At 46.7% G+C, this 17909-nt stretch carries 17 protein-coding genes; all 17 read right to left on the bottom strand.

Translation table 11 applies throughout. The features are described from left to right. Positions 1–21: 21 nt before the first annotated feature. Entirely contained in the window at positions 22–1773 is a 1752-nt protein-coding gene (locus K0H60_RS06965) for a flagellar hook-length control protein FliK (protein WP_220057684.1), read from the bottom strand. Positions 1774–1932: 159 nt separating this feature from the next. After that, entirely contained in the window at positions 1933–2379 is a 447-nt protein-coding gene (gene fliJ / locus K0H60_RS06960) for a flagellar export protein FliJ (protein ID WP_011716420.1), read from the bottom strand. A gap of 11 nt (positions 2380–2390) precedes the next feature. Further along, on the bottom strand, positions 2391–3728 hold the full coding sequence (fliI, locus tag K0H60_RS06955; RefSeq protein ID WP_220057683.1) for a flagellar protein export ATPase FliI: 1338 nt from the start codon (positions 3726–3728) through the stop codon (positions 2391–2393). Continuing rightward, positions 3697–4644 (bottom strand): flagellar assembly protein FliH, encoded by a 948-nt coding sequence (fliH, locus tag K0H60_RS06950; RefSeq protein WP_220057682.1) that lies wholly within the window; start codon positions 4642–4644, stop codon positions 3697–3699. The genes fliI and fliH overlap by 32 nt, the downstream gene beginning before the upstream one ends. After that, entirely contained in the window at positions 4631–5677 is a 1047-nt protein-coding gene (gene fliG / locus K0H60_RS06945) for a flagellar motor switch protein FliG (RefSeq protein ID WP_088211992.1), read from the bottom strand. Before fliG ends, fliH begins: the two co-directional genes overlap by 14 nt. Further along, positions 5670–7355, bottom strand: a complete 1686-nt coding sequence (gene fliF / locus K0H60_RS06940) for a flagellar basal-body MS-ring/collar protein FliF (protein ID WP_220057681.1) — start codon at positions 7353–7355, stop codon at positions 5670–5672. The genes fliG and fliF overlap by 8 nt, the downstream gene beginning before the upstream one ends. Before the next feature lie 45 nt (positions 7356–7400). Further along, complete coding sequence (gene fliE, locus K0H60_RS06935; RefSeq protein WP_011625692.1) at positions 7401–7739, bottom strand: flagellar hook-basal body complex protein FliE; 339 nt, start codon at positions 7737–7739, stop codon at positions 7401–7403. A gap of 177 nt (positions 7740–7916) precedes the next feature. After that, positions 7917–9257, bottom strand: a complete 1341-nt coding sequence (locus K0H60_RS06930; protein WP_220057680.1) for a sigma-54-dependent transcriptional regulator — start codon at positions 9255–9257, stop codon at positions 7917–7919. Beyond that, positions 9250–10332 (bottom strand): sensor histidine kinase, encoded by a 1083-nt coding sequence (locus tag K0H60_RS06925; protein ID WP_220057679.1) that lies wholly within the window; start codon positions 10330–10332, stop codon positions 9250–9252. Before K0H60_RS06925 ends, K0H60_RS06930 begins: the two co-directional genes overlap by 8 nt. A 108-nt stretch (positions 10333–10440) precedes the next feature. Continuing rightward, positions 10441–11874: a sigma-54 dependent transcriptional regulator gene (locus tag K0H60_RS06920; protein WP_220057678.1), complete on the bottom strand. Its 1434-nt coding sequence runs from the start codon at positions 11872–11874 to the stop codon at positions 10441–10443. A gap of 288 nt (positions 11875–12162) precedes the next feature. Then, positions 12163–12573: a flagellar export chaperone FliS gene (gene fliS, locus K0H60_RS06915; RefSeq protein ID WP_220057677.1), complete on the bottom strand. Its 411-nt coding sequence runs from the start codon at positions 12571–12573 to the stop codon at positions 12163–12165. A 6-nt stretch (positions 12574–12579) separates the two neighbouring features. Next, positions 12580–12900 carry a flagella biosynthesis chaperone for FliD, FliT gene (locus tag K0H60_RS06910; RefSeq protein ID WP_188871571.1) on the bottom strand — a complete coding sequence of 107 codons (321 nt, stop codon included), beginning with the start codon at positions 12898–12900 and terminating at the stop codon, positions 12580–12582. A gap of 27 nt (positions 12901–12927) precedes the next feature. Next, positions 12928–14292 carry a flagellar filament capping protein FliD gene (gene fliD / locus K0H60_RS06905; protein ID WP_220057676.1) on the bottom strand — a complete coding sequence of 455 codons (1365 nt, stop codon included), beginning with the start codon at positions 14290–14292 and terminating at the stop codon, positions 12928–12930. 39 nt (positions 14293–14331) lie between these two features. After that, on the bottom strand, positions 14332–14721 hold the full coding sequence (locus tag K0H60_RS06900) for a flagellar protein FlaG (RefSeq protein ID WP_220057675.1): 390 nt from the start codon (positions 14719–14721) through the stop codon (positions 14332–14334). A 121-nt stretch (positions 14722–14842) separates the two neighbouring features. Further along, the gene (locus K0H60_RS06895) at positions 14843–15658 is read right to left on the bottom strand and encodes a flagellin N-terminal helical domain-containing protein (RefSeq protein WP_220057674.1); all 816 of its coding nucleotides are present in this window, start codon (positions 15656–15658) and stop codon (positions 14843–14845) included. 202 nt (positions 15659–15860) lie between these two features. Beyond that, positions 15861–16676 (bottom strand): flagellin N-terminal helical domain-containing protein, encoded by an 816-nt coding sequence (locus K0H60_RS06890; RefSeq protein ID WP_220057673.1) that lies wholly within the window; start codon positions 16674–16676, stop codon positions 15861–15863. A 202-nt stretch (positions 16677–16878) separates the two neighbouring features. Then, a complete protein-coding gene (locus K0H60_RS06885) occupies positions 16879–17694 on the bottom strand; it encodes a flagellin N-terminal helical domain-containing protein (protein WP_220057673.1) in 816 nt (271 codons plus the stop codon). Positions 17695–17909 lie beyond the last annotated feature (215 nt).

Raw genomic sequence — 17909 nt, 5'->3', positions numbered from 1 at the left:
TTATTACTATAGGTTACCTTCTTAAGCGTAATAATCTATACCTGAATTTAAACTAGTTGCTTGATTTAAACCTAAATCTAGCTCTTCTGCCGAGAAATCATCCACATTTCCACCACTCGAACCACCCGCTTCACCAAATCCCCCCTCACGGCGTTGACCTTGGTCGCCTTGAGAAACATGACTATCAGCCAATTGCATGCCTTGCTCCTGTAATAATTCACGCAGGCGGGGAATGGCTTGTTCGACCACATCGCGGGTTTGCGATTGTGTGACATGGAACTGCACTTGTGTCTGGTCGCCATGGACTTGCACTTTCACCAACATATGCCCAAGTTCTGGCGGATCTAAACGGATTTCCGCCTGTTGGATCCCTTGGCTCACCATAGTCACCAATTGTTGCTTCATCACAGGTGAAAAGCGCTGGATCATCTCCTGCATTTGGTTTTGAGTTTCTACACCTTGGCGCAAGGAAAGCTGCACTTGCGGAATATCTTGACGCTGGGTTGCTGGCGTTGCCAAAGAATGCAGTGAAGATACCGCTTTAAACTCCACTGGCTTAAACTCGCTGCCCAGCTCTTCGCTACCAGAGCTTAAAGCAGCAACACGGCTATCTTGCTGCGCATCGAGAGTAACCGCCAACTTAGCGTCTTTTAGCAATAATCCTGCTGAAATCTCGGCGCGGGATAGGTTGTCGGCAGTAAGGTTCGGCTCTATGGCTGTGGTACCTGATACATTAGTCGCTGCATTAGTGCCTAAGGTATTAAGATCGTTAGTATTAGCGGCAGTGGCCGCATTCGTCGTTAATACATCACTCGCAGAGGCATTGGCCGCTTTAATTGATATTTGATTATCAACGGCTTGAGATACCATGCTTTGAGGTGCAAGAGCTTTATCTGCTGGCTGCGTCGACACATTTATCGCCTTAGCGCCAATGTCTGTTGCACCAAGCTCTGTTGTTCCAGGCTCTTTTGCCCCTAACAAAGGCTCACCCTCAATGGGTAAAATATGATTTTCGGGCGGTTTAACGAACTTTTCGCTCCGCAGACCTGTAAGTAGCGCTGCATCATCAATCAAAAGCGAATCATCAACTAAAACACCTTGAGTATCCGTTTCCGCCACTGTCACGGCCGCAACCAAAGCATCGACATCAACAGCTGGGATCTGTGGTTCTACATTCTCAGTATCAGCAACATCAGCCGCGTTCTGTTGTGAGGCTTGCTGCTGTAATAACTGAGCGGTGACTTGCGCAGTATTTTGTCCGGCTGATTTTGAGGCAACTGACTCAGAGCCTGGTGTTTCAGAACTCACATCCACTTTTGTATTGCCAATGCTTGTGTTGGAGGCCTCGACAAACTTAGCCATTTCATCGGAAAAAGTGCCGTCAACAATAGAGCTGTCGATCTGAGATTGATCATCGACCAATAACGAGGTTGAGTCGGCATCTTCCGTTGCCGTGATATCGGCCTCAAGCGGCAAAGACTCGCCCGGATCTGCCGCTTTCTTCATCTCATTTGCCATACCAATCTGGGCGAAAATCAAGCTGATATCGGCTTCATCATCGGTATTGGTATCGTCAGTGCTGGCTTCCGCTTTAGCAGATTTGACGGCCACATCCTGAGATACAGGGGTTTTAGTCGAGGGGGATGATACGGATGTAACTGAAGCCAATGCTGCAGAAAAGTCTTCACTATTAGTATCTTGAGTCAATGCTTTACTCGAGCTAGCGCTGTTTTTCGCGCTTGGCGCTAATAGGATATTGTTCATTTGTTGCATATCAGCTCCTAAACATTCACCCCAAGACATAAAAACATGCGGGCAAACGTCAATTTATGCGGCTTTGGCCATATCTGGCATAAAGCAAGCAAATAAAATGCCAACAAATGGAGATTACCGATTGAAGAAACAACTTAAACAAGCAATCGCGAGCTTTGATTAGGGTTTATTGCGGCGAAAAAACTGCTGAGAAGCAAACTCATCGGTCATCTTTTGCTCTTTCTTCAACTCAAGAGCTTGGCGTTTTTTCTCTTTATTATCTAAGAGTAGTTCTACCGCCTTGCGTTTCTTTTGCTTCTCGAGCCAATGCTGTTGACGATAGTTTTTTTGCTTCTCCCCATCGGCGACCACACGATTTTGCTGCGCAATGGCCTCATCGATTTGGCGGATAAAACGGTGGAATTGGTGATAATGGCTGGCGCTGATGGCTTGTCCCTGCTGAGACTGCATCTGCTTCATGTAGTCCAAGCGATAATTGTTGAGTGCATCCAACTGATTTTGACGCTTCTGACACTCTAATTGCGCCGACTTTAGCAACAACGCAGCCTGTTCCTCTGCATCGAGGGCTAATTTTAACACCAGCAATAAAGGATCGGCATTCGCCATAACAGTCTCGATTATTTACATTGCGCCGCGAGTTGCCCAAGCATGACTTGGCTATCGGCAAAACTAAAGGCATCACGCATGGTTTGGCGTAAGAAGGCATTCATCGCAGGTTGCAGGCGTATGGCGTTATCGATTCGCGGATCGCTGCCTTGGGCATAAGCCCCGATCGAAATCAGATCCTTATTCTGCTGATAAAGGGAATAAGTCTGTTTGACGCGGCGCATGGCTTCTAAGTGCTCGTTTGAAATCACCATTGGAGCCACACGGCTAATGGAAGCCTCAATATCGATTGCGGGATAGTGCCCTGAATCAGCCAGCGCACGGGAGAGCACAATATGGCCGTCGAGGATAGCCCGGGAAGCATCGGCAATCGGATCCTGTTGGTCATCGCCCTCGGTCAGTACAGTATAAAATGCGGTGATAGAACCTTGCCCAGGACCACCATTGCCTGCCCGCTCAACCAGACGTGGCAATTTCGCAAATACCGAAGGTGGATAACCTTTCGTCGCCGGCGGCTCACCTACGGCTAGAGCTATCTCCCGCTGCGCCTGGGCGTAACGAGTCAAGCTGTCCATTAATAACAATACGTTATAGCCTAAATCCCGAAAATACTCGGCAATACGAGTCGAGGTTTCACAGGCCCGAAGGCGCATTAATGGTGAAGTATCGGCGGGCGCCGCCACCACAACCGAGCGTGCTCTGCCCTTTTCACCAAGGATTTCTTCAATAAATTCTTTAACTTCGCGACCACGCTCCCCCACTAATCCCACCACAATAATGTCAGCGGTAGAGCCTCGCGTCATCATGCCTAGTAGCACACTCTTACCCACGCCAGAGCCTGCAAATAGGCCCATACGCTGGCCCTTACCAACTGTGAGCATGGCATTGATGGCGCGCACGCCCACATCGAGTGGTTCAGTGATCGCTCGGCGAGAAAGTGGGTTGATAGCGTTACTGTGCCTCGGCGCCTGCTGATCGGTCGATAAGGCCCCAAGACCATCTAATGGCACACCATTACCGTCGAGCACACGCCCTAACAGGGATAAGCCCACATTGAGCCCCGCCTGCTCACCGAGGGGAATAACCCGCGCGCCGGGTAACACACCACGCAATTCCTCAATCGGCATCAGATACAGCAGTTCATCGTCGAAACCAACAACTTCGGCGATCAACTCTCCCGCCATGGTTTCGATAGAACACAGGCTGCCAACGGGGGCGCGACAACCACTCGCCTCTAAGGTTAAACCAACCACGCGCACCAGTTGACCACTGGCGACGGCACGGAATGGCGGGACTTTATCGATGCAATGATGCAGTTTATTCAGCAGTTGATGACGGCGATTTTGCATCTTGCTCTCCATCATGTTGTGGCTGGCTGCTTTGCGCCTCGTCACCTAGCTCGGTAGTCGAGGCAACTTTTGCGGCGTTTTCCTCATCGAGGACCGCTTGGCGCTGTTGCTGCTGGTGACTCAAATGGGATTGTTGATTACGTAAGGACTCAAATACTGCATCGATGCGTGAGGACAGGGTTAAATCCACCAACGAGCGTTGGCTGCTAATGATGCAGTCGCCGACAGAGAGGGTAGGATCCGCCTCTAATTGCCACTGATTACGGTTCAATTGAGTGCTGGAATATAGCTTCTCGACTAAAGTGACATCGTCGGGATGGAGACGAATACTGACGCTTTGCTCCTTAATCGGCAGCGATTCAACGCCTAAACGCAGCGCAGATAAGATTTGCTCTGGATGGGTTTTAAGTTCATGACCAATCACAGATTTAGCCAGTGCCATGGTAAGCGTCATTAAGGAATGTTCAATATCGCCATCGAGTAATTGCAATGGCTTTTCAAATTGGCTCAACAGTCCTTCGAAGCGACTGACTAATGCCTTGGCTTCGGCAAGCCCAGCTTCGAGCCCCTGCTCATGCCCTTGGGCTAGGCCCTCGGTATGGCCTTGCTCTAATCCTTCGAGTCTGCCCTGCTCTAGCCCTTCGGCATAACCTTGGGTCTTGCCTTCGTTAAAGCCTTCCTCTTCGGCTTGAGCGCGAATGTCTTCAATCTCGGCCAAGGTTGGTGGAGCGACCGTTTCAACGGCCACAGCCTTCGGCGATGGTTGCCCTGCATAACCAAAAAGGTTGGAGACCCCCTCTTCCTCAGCTTCGGTGACATCGGGTAATGACCAATGACTGAACTCAATATCGGCGTCACTGACAACTCTGTGGGACAATTTATTGTCGCTATTGTCACTCCGATTAGAGGAACTCATCGCCACCACCGCCGCCTAACATGATTTCACCGCTGTCACTTAAACGACGTGCAATTGACAGAATTTCTTTTTGAGCAATTTCCACTTCGCTGATCCGGATAGGGCCCATGGCCTCTAAATCGTCACGCAGCAATTCTGCTGCCCGTTTTGACATATTGCCCAGAATTTTATCTTTAAGTTGATCGTCGGTACCTTTGAGCGCCTTCATCAACACATCCTGCTGCACTTCACGCAGCAAGGTTTGGATACCACGGTCGTCCACATCGATCAGGTTTTCGAACACGAACATTAAGTCTTGGATTTGCTGCGCCATTTCCTCGTCGGTTTCGCGCATGGTTTCCATCAACTGACTTTCGATACCAGTATCGAGGTAGTTCATGATGTTGGCCGCCGCTTTTAGGCCGCCCATCTTCGCCGCCTGTGCGCCACCTTGGCCGGCGAATTGTTTCTCCATGATATCGTTCAATTCCTGCAATGCCGCAGGTTGCACTTCTTCAAGGTTAGCAATACGCATCATTAAGTCTAAGCGGGTGTTTTCAGGGAACTGGCCGAAAATTTCCGCCGCTTGGTCTGGCTCTAAATACGATAAAACAATGGTTTGGATCTGAGGATGTTCGTTTTGGATGATAGTTGCCACTTGGCGCGCATCCATCCATTTGAGTGAGTCTAAGCCTTTGGCGCCGCTGCCCATGATAATTTGTTCAATCAAATTACCGGCTTTGTCTTCACCTAAGGCCGCAGTTAACGCCTTACGGACGAACTCTTCACTGTTAAAACCAATCGAAGAATACTTTTGAATATCATCGAGAAACAACTTGTGCACCCCGATGACTTTTTCCTGCCCAAAGTCTTCCATGGCCGCCATCGCCATACCCACCTTTTGCACTTGCTTAGGTTCTAAGTGCTTTAAAATGGAGGCGGCATCGGCTTCACTCAAACTTAACAGTAAAATTGCCGTTTTTTCGATACCACTGAGATCCTTTACATTAAAGCCAGAAGTTTCAGCGGCGTCTTTTGATTTATTCTCAGCCATTGTCTTGTAACCAGTTTTTCACGACTTGGGTAGAAAGCTCGGGCTCATTGGCCACAAGCGCACGGATAGCTTTAATCATATCATCATCTTTATGCAGATTAGGGATAAGAATTGAGCCATCGTCGGCATAACTATACTCTGCTTCTTTGGTATTGAGCATCCCTAGGGTATCGGCGGCGTATTGGTCTTCAATCTCGGCCAGCTCATTACCCAGTCTTGAATCTTCTGGCATGTTCACATTGTCAGGATAGATTAAGCGTTTCAACATTGGACGCACTACAGCAAGAATGAGCACTAAGATCACTAAGGCACCAACACCTAACTTGACCGCACGCCAGAACCAAGGTTGTTCCCAAAGCTCAGGCGCAGGAACATCTTCAACCAATTGATCCATAAAGGGAACAGTGACTACCTCTAAAACATCACCACGCTGGGCGCTAAAACCTACCGCGCCTTCCAGTAAACGGCGGATATTTGTCAGCTCTTGCTCGGTACGGGCAACACGCGCCACTTGGCCATTTTCACCGGCGGCGCCCGGTTTAAAGTCCACAGCTACTGATACACTGACACGGCGCACAACGCCAATTTGCTGACGGGTGTGGCTGATAGTGGTATCTAATTCAAAATTACGAGTCGCTTCGCGGTGCGAGTTACCCGCAGTTACGCTTTCAGTCGCCTTAGCCGCTTCCTGTGGAATATTGGATTCCATCGGTGGCTGGTTCGATAACGCGCCAGGAATACCACCAGTCGAACCGCCAGTCGAATTATTCTCAACCGTCATTTCGCTGCGCAGCGACGGTAAATCGGGATTAAAGCGTTTAGCCGTTTGCTCGACCGCGGTGAAATCCATGCTCACATCCACTTGGGAAGTGAAGTTATCGGGACCAAGGATAGGCGTCAGAATGGAGTCAATTTTAGTGCGGTATTCGGCTTCTTTTTGTTGTACGAGTTCAAGTTCGCGACGCGCCCTTGCAGACACGCCATCTTGACTGCCTGAATTGAGTAAACGGCCGTTAGAATCTGTAACTGTGACGCGAGATGGCTCTAAGCCCTGAACCGCAGAAGCAACGATATCCACAATCGCATCGACTTCACCTTGGCCTAAACCGCCACGGCGAGTGTTAATGACAACTGTCGCACTGGGTTGTGAGGTATTGCGGGCAAACACGTTTTCTTTCGGGAGCGCTAAAATCACCTTGGCGCGGCTAACACTTTGTAATTGTTCGATTGCACGGGCGAGATTTTCTTCTTGGCTATGCTTGAGACGAGCCTGCTCCATGCGCTGGCTCACGCCAAAACCACTGTCTTGGGTGAGGAAGTCTTTGCTCGAGGCTGCGGCACTATCGATACCCGCACGGCTCAGCATCATTTTAACTTCTTGATATTTGTCTTCGGGCACCTTAACAACGTCGACATCGATTTGATATTTGATCTTGTTTTTATCGAGTACGTCGAGCACTTGCACCATTTCCTGAGTTTCCATTTTACCCAATGGACGGTACTCAGGTTCCTGGGCCCAGATCATGACGAACACAGCTAACGCCAAACAAATGGCAAGGGCTAAAATCATGGTGATTTGACGCATCATATCGACGCCACCGAGACTCCCCAGCACGCCGGATTTATTTTCCTGTTGGACCCCTTGGTCCACTGTGCCGGCGTTTGATCCGACAATCATTTCTGTGCTCACGATTCGTACCTGCTAATTGCGTTATTCACTGGCCTAAACAGGCATGCTCATTATTTCTTTATAAGCTTCAACGAGCTTATTGCGCACTTGGACTGTGGCTTCAAAGGCAACACTGGCCTTTTCGCGGGCGATAACTGTATCAGAAAGGCTCACAGTGGTGTCACCCATTTCAAGGCGGGTCGCGAGATTCGATGAAGTTGATTGCAAACCACTAACATTACCAATGGCTTGGGAGAGGAGTTGTCCAAAGTCAGCACCGCTGGTGTTATTCACTTGCTGCACAATGTTATTGGGTGAAATCCCAAAAGAAGGTTTGATTTCACCTTGAAGTGACTGCATTTCTTGCAGTAATGAATTCGCGCCAATTTGCATGTCGTGCTCCCCATCGTCGAGTTATTGACGATTAAACTCTCTAGATAAACAGGATATGCAAAAGCACGGCCAAGTTTTCACTTAGCCGTGCTAAAAAGAATTGAGGGAATCGTCAGATATGAAATTGCCACAGGGTAACCCAGTGACAAAGGTGCAAGTTAGGTTGAAAAAACCAACTTAGTTGGGCAATTGAATCCCCATATCTCGCATTCTGGCCATCTTGTATCTTAAGGTACGCGCACTGATCCCGAGTTTCTCGGCAACCAACTTACGGCTACCTTGGCATTGCGCTAGGGTTTCGAGAATGATCACATGCTCCTGCGCCTTCAACTCTTCACCTAAACCTTCAGGCTCATTAGCGAATTCGGCTTCATCGGATAACAGAGGCACATCTTGGGCATCGATAATAATATCGTTGGCGCTAATCACAGCTCCAGCACGTAAAATTAACGCGCGTTGGACAACGTTATCCAACTCGCGCACATTACCTGGCCAGCGATGACTGAGTAAACGACGACAAGCTGCCTCATCAAACTCAGGCAAATCAAGCACATTGAGCGCTTTCGCGTGCTTAGCTAGCAAATGCCGAGCGAGGGGCAAAATATCCGCAGGGCGTTGATTCAAAGCTGGCCAGGTCAGTGGAAACACGTTGATGCGATAATAGAGATCCTCCCGGAATTGCCCCGCGGCAACGACGGCCTTTAAATCCCGATTCGAGGTGGCAAGCACCCGAACATCTAACTTAATGGTTTTGCGACCGCCTAAACGCTCCACTTCACGCTCTTGCAACACACGCAGCAGTTTAGCCTGAAGTCCCAAATCCATCTCTGAAATTTCATCGAGTAATAAGGTGCCGCCCTGCGCCTGCTCAAATTTACCAGGACACGCCTGATAAGCACCGGTAAAGGCGCCCTTTTCATAACCAAATAAGGTCGCCTCGAGCATATTCTCGGGGATAGCCGCACAGTTAATGGCCACAAATGCTTGATCAGCACGGCTGCTATGTTGATGAATATAACGGGCTAACACTTCTTTACCCGAGCCGCTTGGCCCAAGGATCATCACAGAGGCATCGGATGCAGCTACCCGCTGCGCCAGAGACAAGAGCGCGAGACTCTTTTCGTCGGCAACCACTGGCTTATCACTATTTTGTTTGAGCGGTAAATAGCGGGAAACTTGGTTGAGCAACACCTCTGGAGCAAAAGGTTTAGCCAAATAATCGACGGCGCCCAATTTAATTGCACTGACCGCACTGCCAATGGTGGCATACGCCGTCATCAATAACACTGGCAGCTTGGGGTGATGCTGCTGTAAGTAATTTAATAAGCCTAAGCCGCCAATGCCCTGCATCTGCACATCGCTGATCACTAAATCAAACTGATGTTGCTTCAATGCGATAATGGCTTCCTCGCCGGAAGCCACATCGATACAGTCGTATTGCGCCAACATCAAGGTATCGAGCAAAGCCTCACGCAGGGACGCATCGTCTTCGACTAAGAGTAATTTGGCTTCAGACATAGGGTTTCTCCAGCGGCAATACAGTCGCCGATTTCGCCTGTGGGAACGTCAGCGACACAGTACAACCTTTATTGGGCATACAACTCAATTGGATTTGTCCGCCATGATTGCGCACCACCGACTGCACAACGGCTAAGCCTAGGCCCGTTCCTTGCGCTTTGGTGGTAAAGAAAGGCTCCAACACTTTTTGTTGCATCTTGGCATCCAACCCTTTGCCATTGTCGACCACATTGAGGGCTAACTGCTCGCCGATATCATTAGCGACGATTTGGATCTGCGTTGCTCCGGCTTCAAGGCTATTCATCACCAGATTATTCACGGCAGAACTGAGCGCATTCACATTCGCTAGCATTAAACCGTTGGAGTCATTGGTGACGGTCAATGCTGCGCCGCGCTGAGCCACAATCGGCTCACAGTTCGCCATGACAGTATTGATCACTTCATCAATGTTAACTAACTCGCCCAATTCATCCTGCCGCCCTTTGGCCATCAGCAGCATATCGTTAACTTGGCGTTCAAGCTCATTGAGTCTATCGACTAATTTTTGCTGAAATTTTGCCTTAGCAGATTCAGATAATTTGGGACTGGCCAAATTCGCAGCATAAAGCAGTGCAGCCGACAGAGGCGTACGCACCTGATGCGCCAGCGTCGCGACCATTTTGCCGAGGGCTGATAAGCGCTGCAGATGGGAAAGATTCTTTTGCAGTAGCCGGGTTTCGGTCAGATCCGTCAGCACAATTAATTGCCCAGGTTCCGGCGTTAATGGGGTAATAGCTAATTTGACTCGGCGGCCATTACGCAGTGACACTTCATGGCCGTCATCGTCCTGTGGTGCAAACGCCGTATGGATCACATCAATCCAGCGGGCACCGCATAGCGACTGCTCCAGCAATTCCACGGCAACAGGGTTGGCATCGGTGACAATACCGTCACCGTTCAAAATCACCACGCCAGAGGGCATAGCCTGTAAAATATGCTCCATTCGATTGGACATATTGGCGGCCTCACGCAGTTGGTTCCATTGTTTGCTAGTGTGCTTGAATGTTTCAAGTTGCGCTAGTGGATGGGCTGACATAGTCACTCCGTCAAAAAATTGCTTCTGACGGAGTGTTTGCAGATTCTATGCCAAATTAAGAAATGAATTTAGATAGTTAAAACAATAGGATAAACAACTGGAATATGACTATTCTTTCGTCATTCCGTACTTACGCATTTTCTCAACTAAGGTCGTGCGGCGAATACCGAGCATCTCGGCGGCACGTGCAACCACGTTATCCTGTTGCTCTAACGCTTGGCGTATCATGTCGATTTCAAGCTCAGCCAACAGATCCTTAAGGTTAACCCCTTCCGGCGGTAACTCGCTCGGGAAACGGGTTTCAGGGATTTCAACCGGCTCTTCACTGGTGAAAATGGACGCCAGCGCATCACGTTCCTGTTGTTCTTCACTGAGCTCGATACTGTATTCAGGCACATCGATATGACGATACTTGATAGGCAAGTCATTCACATCGACTAACCCGCCCGGATATAAAATCGTTAAGCGCTCGACAAGGTTAGACAGTTCACGCACGTTACCCGACCAAGCGTGTTCTTTTAACGATTCAATCGCACGTTGAGTAAAGCGAACTTTGCCACGGCCTTCGTTATAGACTCGGCTTACCAGCTCTTGCAACAGTAAGGGAACGTCATCTTTACGGTCGCTTAATGCCGGCATTTCGATTGGAAAGACGTTGAGACGATAATACAGATCCTCACGGAACTCATTACCCGTGATCATGCTTTCAAGATCTCTGTGAGTCGCAGCAACTACACGCACATCGGCATTGATAGTCTTAGTGCCGCCGACACGCTCAAAGACACGCTCTTGCAACACGCGCAGTAACTTGACCTGCATCTGCAAAGGCATATCACCGATTTCATCGAGAAACAGTGTGCCACCTTCGGCAAGCTCGAAACGCCCCTTACGCGAGCTAATGGCGCCCGTAAAAGAGCCCTTCTCATGACCGAACAATTCGCTTTCGAGTAGTTCTGGCGGAATCGCACCACAGTTAACCGGAATAAAGGGACCATCACGACGTTCAGACAAGTAATGGATATTACGAGCAACCACTTCCTTACCCGTGCCCGACTGCCCGAGCACTAACACCGTCGCATCAGACGTCGCAACCTGACTGATCAAATGACGAACATTAGCAATGCCTTCACTGCGGCCCACTAAACTCCGGAATAATTTGGTTTGATTTGCACTCGTTGGGACTTGTGGACGTTTAACCTGGCCATACACTTGGCAAAAATGCAGCAGCTCAGTGAGTTGCGGATAGTTTAATGGCTCTTCGATTTGACCTAGGATATTTGCAGCCTGTAACTCGCCCACATTGCCAAAGGACAAGATAGGTTGCCAAGGATACTGATTCGCGATCGACTTTAATTCGTCAACGGACACAGTCTCTGTGCTGATCACCAAAGCGCGATAACGGGTATCTTGGAGGCTAGTGCTTAATTTTCCGATGGCGACAATCTCGATTTGCTCGCCCAAAAATTCAAAAATGCAACACAGGCGATTTAATCGCTCTGATGGGGTTCCGACAAGTAAAATTCGTTGATCTGTTTGCATCATTCAGTAGGCCGTAAAGCGCTAATTAGGTATCAATTCGCATTAATTATTTATGATTAGTTGCTGTAAAAGCTTAACAAATTCAATGTAACAATCTGTGCCACCATCACTACTGTGATGAATATTGTATTATCAGCAGTCGAGAAGCAAGCTTCGAATGCGGATTATGCCAAACTGAATTGATTTTAGTTCATTTATCCCATGATTCTAGTCAATTATGTCAATAAATTGACTAGAGCCAAAAAAAAGACGCACTCGGTGCGTCCTTTTTCCTGTTGTTCTATAACACAATTAACGAGCTTCTGAATGCGAAGACATATTGTGTTTATCGGCAGGAATGGCATCCCAGCCCTCTTTGATAGTGCGTAAAATATCGCACACATCATCAATCGCTTTTACGTCATTATTGAGGTTAGCTTCAGTGATTTTTCGCAGCATGAAATCGTAAAGATCGCTAAGATTCTTAGCAATTTGCCCCCCCGCTTCCATGTTTAGACTGCTATTTAATCCTGTAATAATACCAACAGCCTTGCTGATATAAATACCTTTACTCGCTAAATCATTTTGTTCTATAGCATAACGACTTTGCGCTAGGCGCTGCAGTGCACCTGCAAACATCAATTGAATAATACGATGTGGTGATGCAACTCCAATCTCACTGTCTAATGAAACCTTCCGATATGATTGCAGTGACCCTCTCATAAACACCTACCTGTCTAAATCTATTGCTTTGTATACATTAATTTGACGTTTATTTCGGTTTGCCATTTGCAACAACACTTGACGTTCTGACTGTACAATTTTCGATTTTTCTATCAATTCATTAGTTAAATCAAATTGTTTCTCTAGATAAACTCGACATTCTTCTGTCGGTTCGACTGCGAGTGTATTAAGCAAAACCTGACGTCGCTCAACTTGCTCAAGCAATTTTGATACCAAATCATCCGAGGCCTCATCTTCGGCAGCAATTTTTTCCAGCAGCTGAAGTGTTTCCAATAATTCAGAATTTAGTTCATCTAGCTGTTCCACATCATCCCCTTAACCTCATACGGATAACTATTTAGCAATCACTCCTGGAAGTGAATTTAATCTATCGGCTAAACCAGAGCTCTGCTGATTGAGGCTTCCAACAACTAAATCCATTTTGTTGAACTGTTTTGTTAATCTAGCAGTTAGCTGCTCCATCTTAAGAGAAAACGCTTCCCTTTGTTCATCAAGACGCTTCTGTTGATTAGTATAAGCATTTTGACGACTCGCGATTAAACCATCACTCTTTACATAACTATTCGCTAATTTATCTAACCTATTTGCTAAGCCCGTATCTTTAGTTGCAAACAACGACTCTATACTCGACATATCTTCAGAAATCATTTTATCGAGTTTTGTATCATCAATAGATAACTTACCATATTTATCTGTCTTGATACCGATGTCATATAAAGCAATATCGCCAGTGTCGGTACTCACTCGTTCGCTGATCATATTACGTAATTGCGACTCAATCGACCGGATCATTGAATCGCCCTGTAAAGCTGATGCCGTTTTTTTATCTTTATCGTATGAGGACATTTTATCAATTGCAGTATTTAAACTGTTGAAAGCATCGACGAAGGCTTTGACATTTTCTTTAACAGCATCATTGTCTTGCTCAATTTTCAGTGTTGATGTTTTTGTTACATCAGCATCTGTTAAATTGATCGTAACACCAGTTATAGCCCCTTTTACTTCATTGCTTTGTGAAGTGACTTTCTGATCATCAATATAAACAATTGCATTCTTAGCGGCTTGTAACGTCGATAAATTGCTGGCTCCAAACATATCATTTAAGCCAGTCCCGGAGGTGTCATTTGCGGTAACACTAATTTGATTATCTTCACCAGTCTTATTTGAACTAAACACAAGACGGCTACCCGCATCACTGGTAATGACTGTTGCGGTAACAGCATCATTTCCAGATGCCTCATTCACCTTTTTAGCGATTTCATCGAGAGAGTCTGTTGCAGCTACAGACACTGAGAATGAGCTACCATTGATAGCAAAATCTAATGTCCCTTCACCTACGCCCAGAGTTCGGTCCGCAACGTTTGTTCCAGCAACTTTATGATTAACAGCTAATTGCTCAACTTTAATTCCATAAGAGCCTGGTTTGGCCGTTTTATCAGCTGTCACATTGATAAACTTACTATCACCTGTTGTAACTTTACGCTGGTTTAGTGCATCACCAGATTGGAGTTTCTTAAGCGCATCTTGAAATTTAGATAATTCACTTTTTAGTGTTCCAATAGCAGAAACTTTAGCTTTAATTGTATCTTCAGTTTTGTTAAAGATGGCTTCTTTAGGGGTTTTTTCGGCATTAACTAATACCGTTACGATATTGCTGATATCAAGGCCTGAACCCATGCCTGTAGCCGTTAATGCCATAATAATGTCCTCAACTCAAGTATTTGCTTAAACTCAAAGCTAAGCTTCAGTTTTCATCAATAAACCTGTTACTTCCGATAGTTTCTCTGCAAGCGCCAATGCTTCTTCGCTAGGCATTTGTCTGATCACATCTCCAGTATCTTTGTCTAAAACAGTCACGACTGCTTGACCCGAATTTTCATCAACTTTAAATGAGAGCCCTTTTCGCATCATAGACATCATATCCGACAACTCTGTCGCAACTTGTGTAAGTTTACTCGGATCTTGTTCATTATCAGATGTTTTTTGCTCCGAAACTTGCTCAACAACAGAAGCAATACTCCTATCCTTTACTTCAACCTCACCTACTACAGGCTCCTTCACAGGTGCTTGTGGAGTATCGGTTCTATTGTGAACCATAGTAGGTAAACTTGCTATATTGATGTCCATAGCGATACCTCATCAAATTAGGTGCCCTCTAACAAACACCCTAAACATTCGACCATATTAATGCAGCAAAGGGAGATCCGTCACCGAACCTCCCTTATCAGTTTGCACCGTAAAAACTATATTACAGTAATGACAAGGCAACTTGAGGTAACTGGTTCGCTTGCGCCAGCATTGCTGAACCAGTTTGTTGCAATACTTGGTTCTTCGTCATTTGCGATGTCTCTTTCGCAAAGTCCACATCCACAATACGACTCTTCGCATCGGCTACGTTAGCTTGAGTGTTAGCACTGTTGCTAATGTTATGAGCTAAACGGTTTTGTGTTGCACCTAACTTCGCGCGCTGGGTGTCAATCGCTTTAATTGCATCATCAATCGCACCTGTTGCAGTAGAAGCTAATATGTCAGTTGATAATGCTAAAGCATTAACACCCAAACTTGATGCATCTGTAGCAGAAATCGAGATAGAGATATTCTCGCCTTCTTGGTGGCCTACTTGAAAGTTTTTCGCGTTGAAAGCACTTGTTAGCAACTTAGTATCACCGAATGCAGTGGTGTTAGAAATTGCGGTGATTTCTAATGCTAATTGGTCAATCTCAGCTTGCAATGCATCACGGTCACTAGTGGAGTTTGCACCGTTTACTGCTTGAACCGACAGATCGCGCATACGCTGTAACATGTTGGTCTGCTCTTGCATCGCGCCTTCTGCGATTTGTGCTACTGAAATACCATCGTTCGCATTACGCATACCAACAGATAAACCACGTACTTGACTGTCTAAACGGTTAGAAATCGCCAAGCCTGCAGCGTCGTCTTTCGCGCTATTGATACGCAAACCGCTCGACAAACGCTCCATTGAGGTTGCCAAAGCATTACCCGATGCATTCAAGTTCTTCTGTGCCTTCATTGAAGTCACGTTTGTGTTTACTGTAATTGCCATGATTATACCTCATTAAGCCTGGTTAAGAGCTTGCCTGTTTTCCAGGCTAAGTGAATCTGTTCACTATTTATAACGGCCAGTGGCGGAAAAGCTTTAGGAAAAAAAATGATTTTTCTGAAACAAATTTCTTAACTAATTTCCACATACAAAAATGCCCACGACTGCAACAGTCTGTGGGCATCGAAAGGGCTGCAATATCTGCTTAAAGTAGAGATAACGCCACTTGAGGCAGCTGGTTCGCTTGCGCCAGCATTGCTGAACCTGTTTGTTGCAATACTTGGTTCTTCGTCATTTGCGATGTCTCTTTCGCAAAGTCCACATCCACAATACGACTCTTCGCATCGGCTACGTTAGCTTGAGTGTTAGCACTGTTGCTAATGTTATGGGCTAAACGGTTTTGTGTTGCACCTAACTTCGCGCGCTGGGTGTCGATAGTCTTAATTGCGGCGTCAATTAAACCCGTTGCGGTGGAAGCTACTGCGTCAGAAGAAACAAGTAATGCATCCACGCTTAATGTTGCTGCATCAGTTCCCGAAATCGAGATAGAGATATTCTCGCCTTCTTGGTGGCCAACTTGGAAGCTCTTACCTGTAAAGCCACCGCTCAGTAACTTAGTATCACCGAATGCAGTGGTGTTAGAAATTGCGGTGATTTCTAATGCTAATTGGTCAATCTCAGCCTGAATTGCATCACGGTCACTAGTAGAGTTTGCACCGTTTACCGCTTGAACCGTCAGGTCACGCATACGCTGTAACATGTTGGTCTGCTCTTGCATCGCGCCTTCTGCGATTTGTGCTACTGAAATACCATCGTTCGCATTACGCATACCAACAGATAAACCACGTACTTGACTGTCTAAACGGTTAGAAATCGCCAAGCCTGCAGCGTCGTCTTTCGCGCTATTGATACGCAAACCGCTCGACAAACGCTCCATTGAGGTTGCCAAAGCATTACCCGATGCATTCAAGTTCTTCTGTGCCTTCATTGAAGTCACGTTTGTGTTTACTGTAATTGCCATGATTATACCTCATTAAGCCTGGTTAAGAGCTTGCCTGTTTTCCAGGCTAAGTGAATCTGTTCACTATTTATAACGGCCAGTGGCGGAAAAGCTTTAGGAAAAAAAATGATTTTTCTGAAACAAATTTCTTAACTAATTTCCACATACAAAAATGCCCACGACTGCAACAGTCTGTGGGCATCGAAAGGGCTGCAATATCTGCTTAAAGTAGAGATAACGCCACTTGAGGCAGCTGGTTCGCTTGCGCCAGCATTGCTGAACCTGTTTGTTGCAATACTTGGTTCTTCGTCATTTGCGATGTCTCTTTCGCAAAGTCCACATCCACAATACGACTCTTCGCATCGGCTACGTTAGCTTGAGTGTTAGCACTGTTGCTAATGTTATGGGCTAAACGGTTTTGTGTTGCACCTAACTTCGCGCGCTGGGTGTCGATAGTCTTAATTGCGGCGTCAATTAAACCCGTTGCGGTGGAAGCTACTGCGTCAGAAGAAACAAGTAATGCATCCACGCTTAATGTTGCTGCATCAGTTCCCGAAATCGAGATAGAGATATTCTCGCCTTCTTGGTGGCCAACTTGGAAGCTCTTACCTGTAAAGCCACCGCTCAGTAACTTAGTATCACCGAATGCAGTGGTGTTAGAAATTGCGGTGATTTCTAATGCTAATTGGTCAATCTCAGCCTGAATTGCATCACGGTCACTAGTAGAGTTTGCACCGTTTACCGCTTGAACCGTCAGGTCACGCATACGCTGTAACATGTTGGTCTGCTCTTGCATCGCGCCTTCTGCGATTTGTGCTACTGAAATACCATCGTTCGCATTACGCATACCAACAGATAAACCACGCACTTGACTGTCTAAACGGTTAGAAATCGCCAAGCCTGCAGCGTCGTCTTTCGCGCTATTGATACGCAAACCGCTCGACAAACGCTCCATTGAGGTTGCCAAAGCATTACCCGATGCATTCAAGTTCTTCTGTGCCTTCATTGAAGTCACGTTTGTGTTTACTGTAATTGCCATGATTATACCTCATTAAGCCTAGTTAAGAGCTTGCCCGCATTTTAGGCGAATCAATCTATCTGCCCTAGGTAACGGCACTGGGAATAAAAACTTTAGTCATCTTTTTATTTTTTAGGAGGGAAATTCACCAGTACTATGTATCGTACTGAGAAATAAAGAAATGGCTCTGTGCCAACATGAACCGTACTATGCTAACGAATACATCTTGCGGGAAA

The sequence above is a fragment of the Shewanella mangrovisoli genome, from assembly GCF_019457635.1.
In the GTDB taxonomy this organism is placed as follows: domain Bacteria; phylum Pseudomonadota; class Gammaproteobacteria; order Enterobacterales; family Shewanellaceae; genus Shewanella; species Shewanella mangrovisoli.
This window is presented reverse-complemented; position numbering and strand designations above follow the sequence as displayed.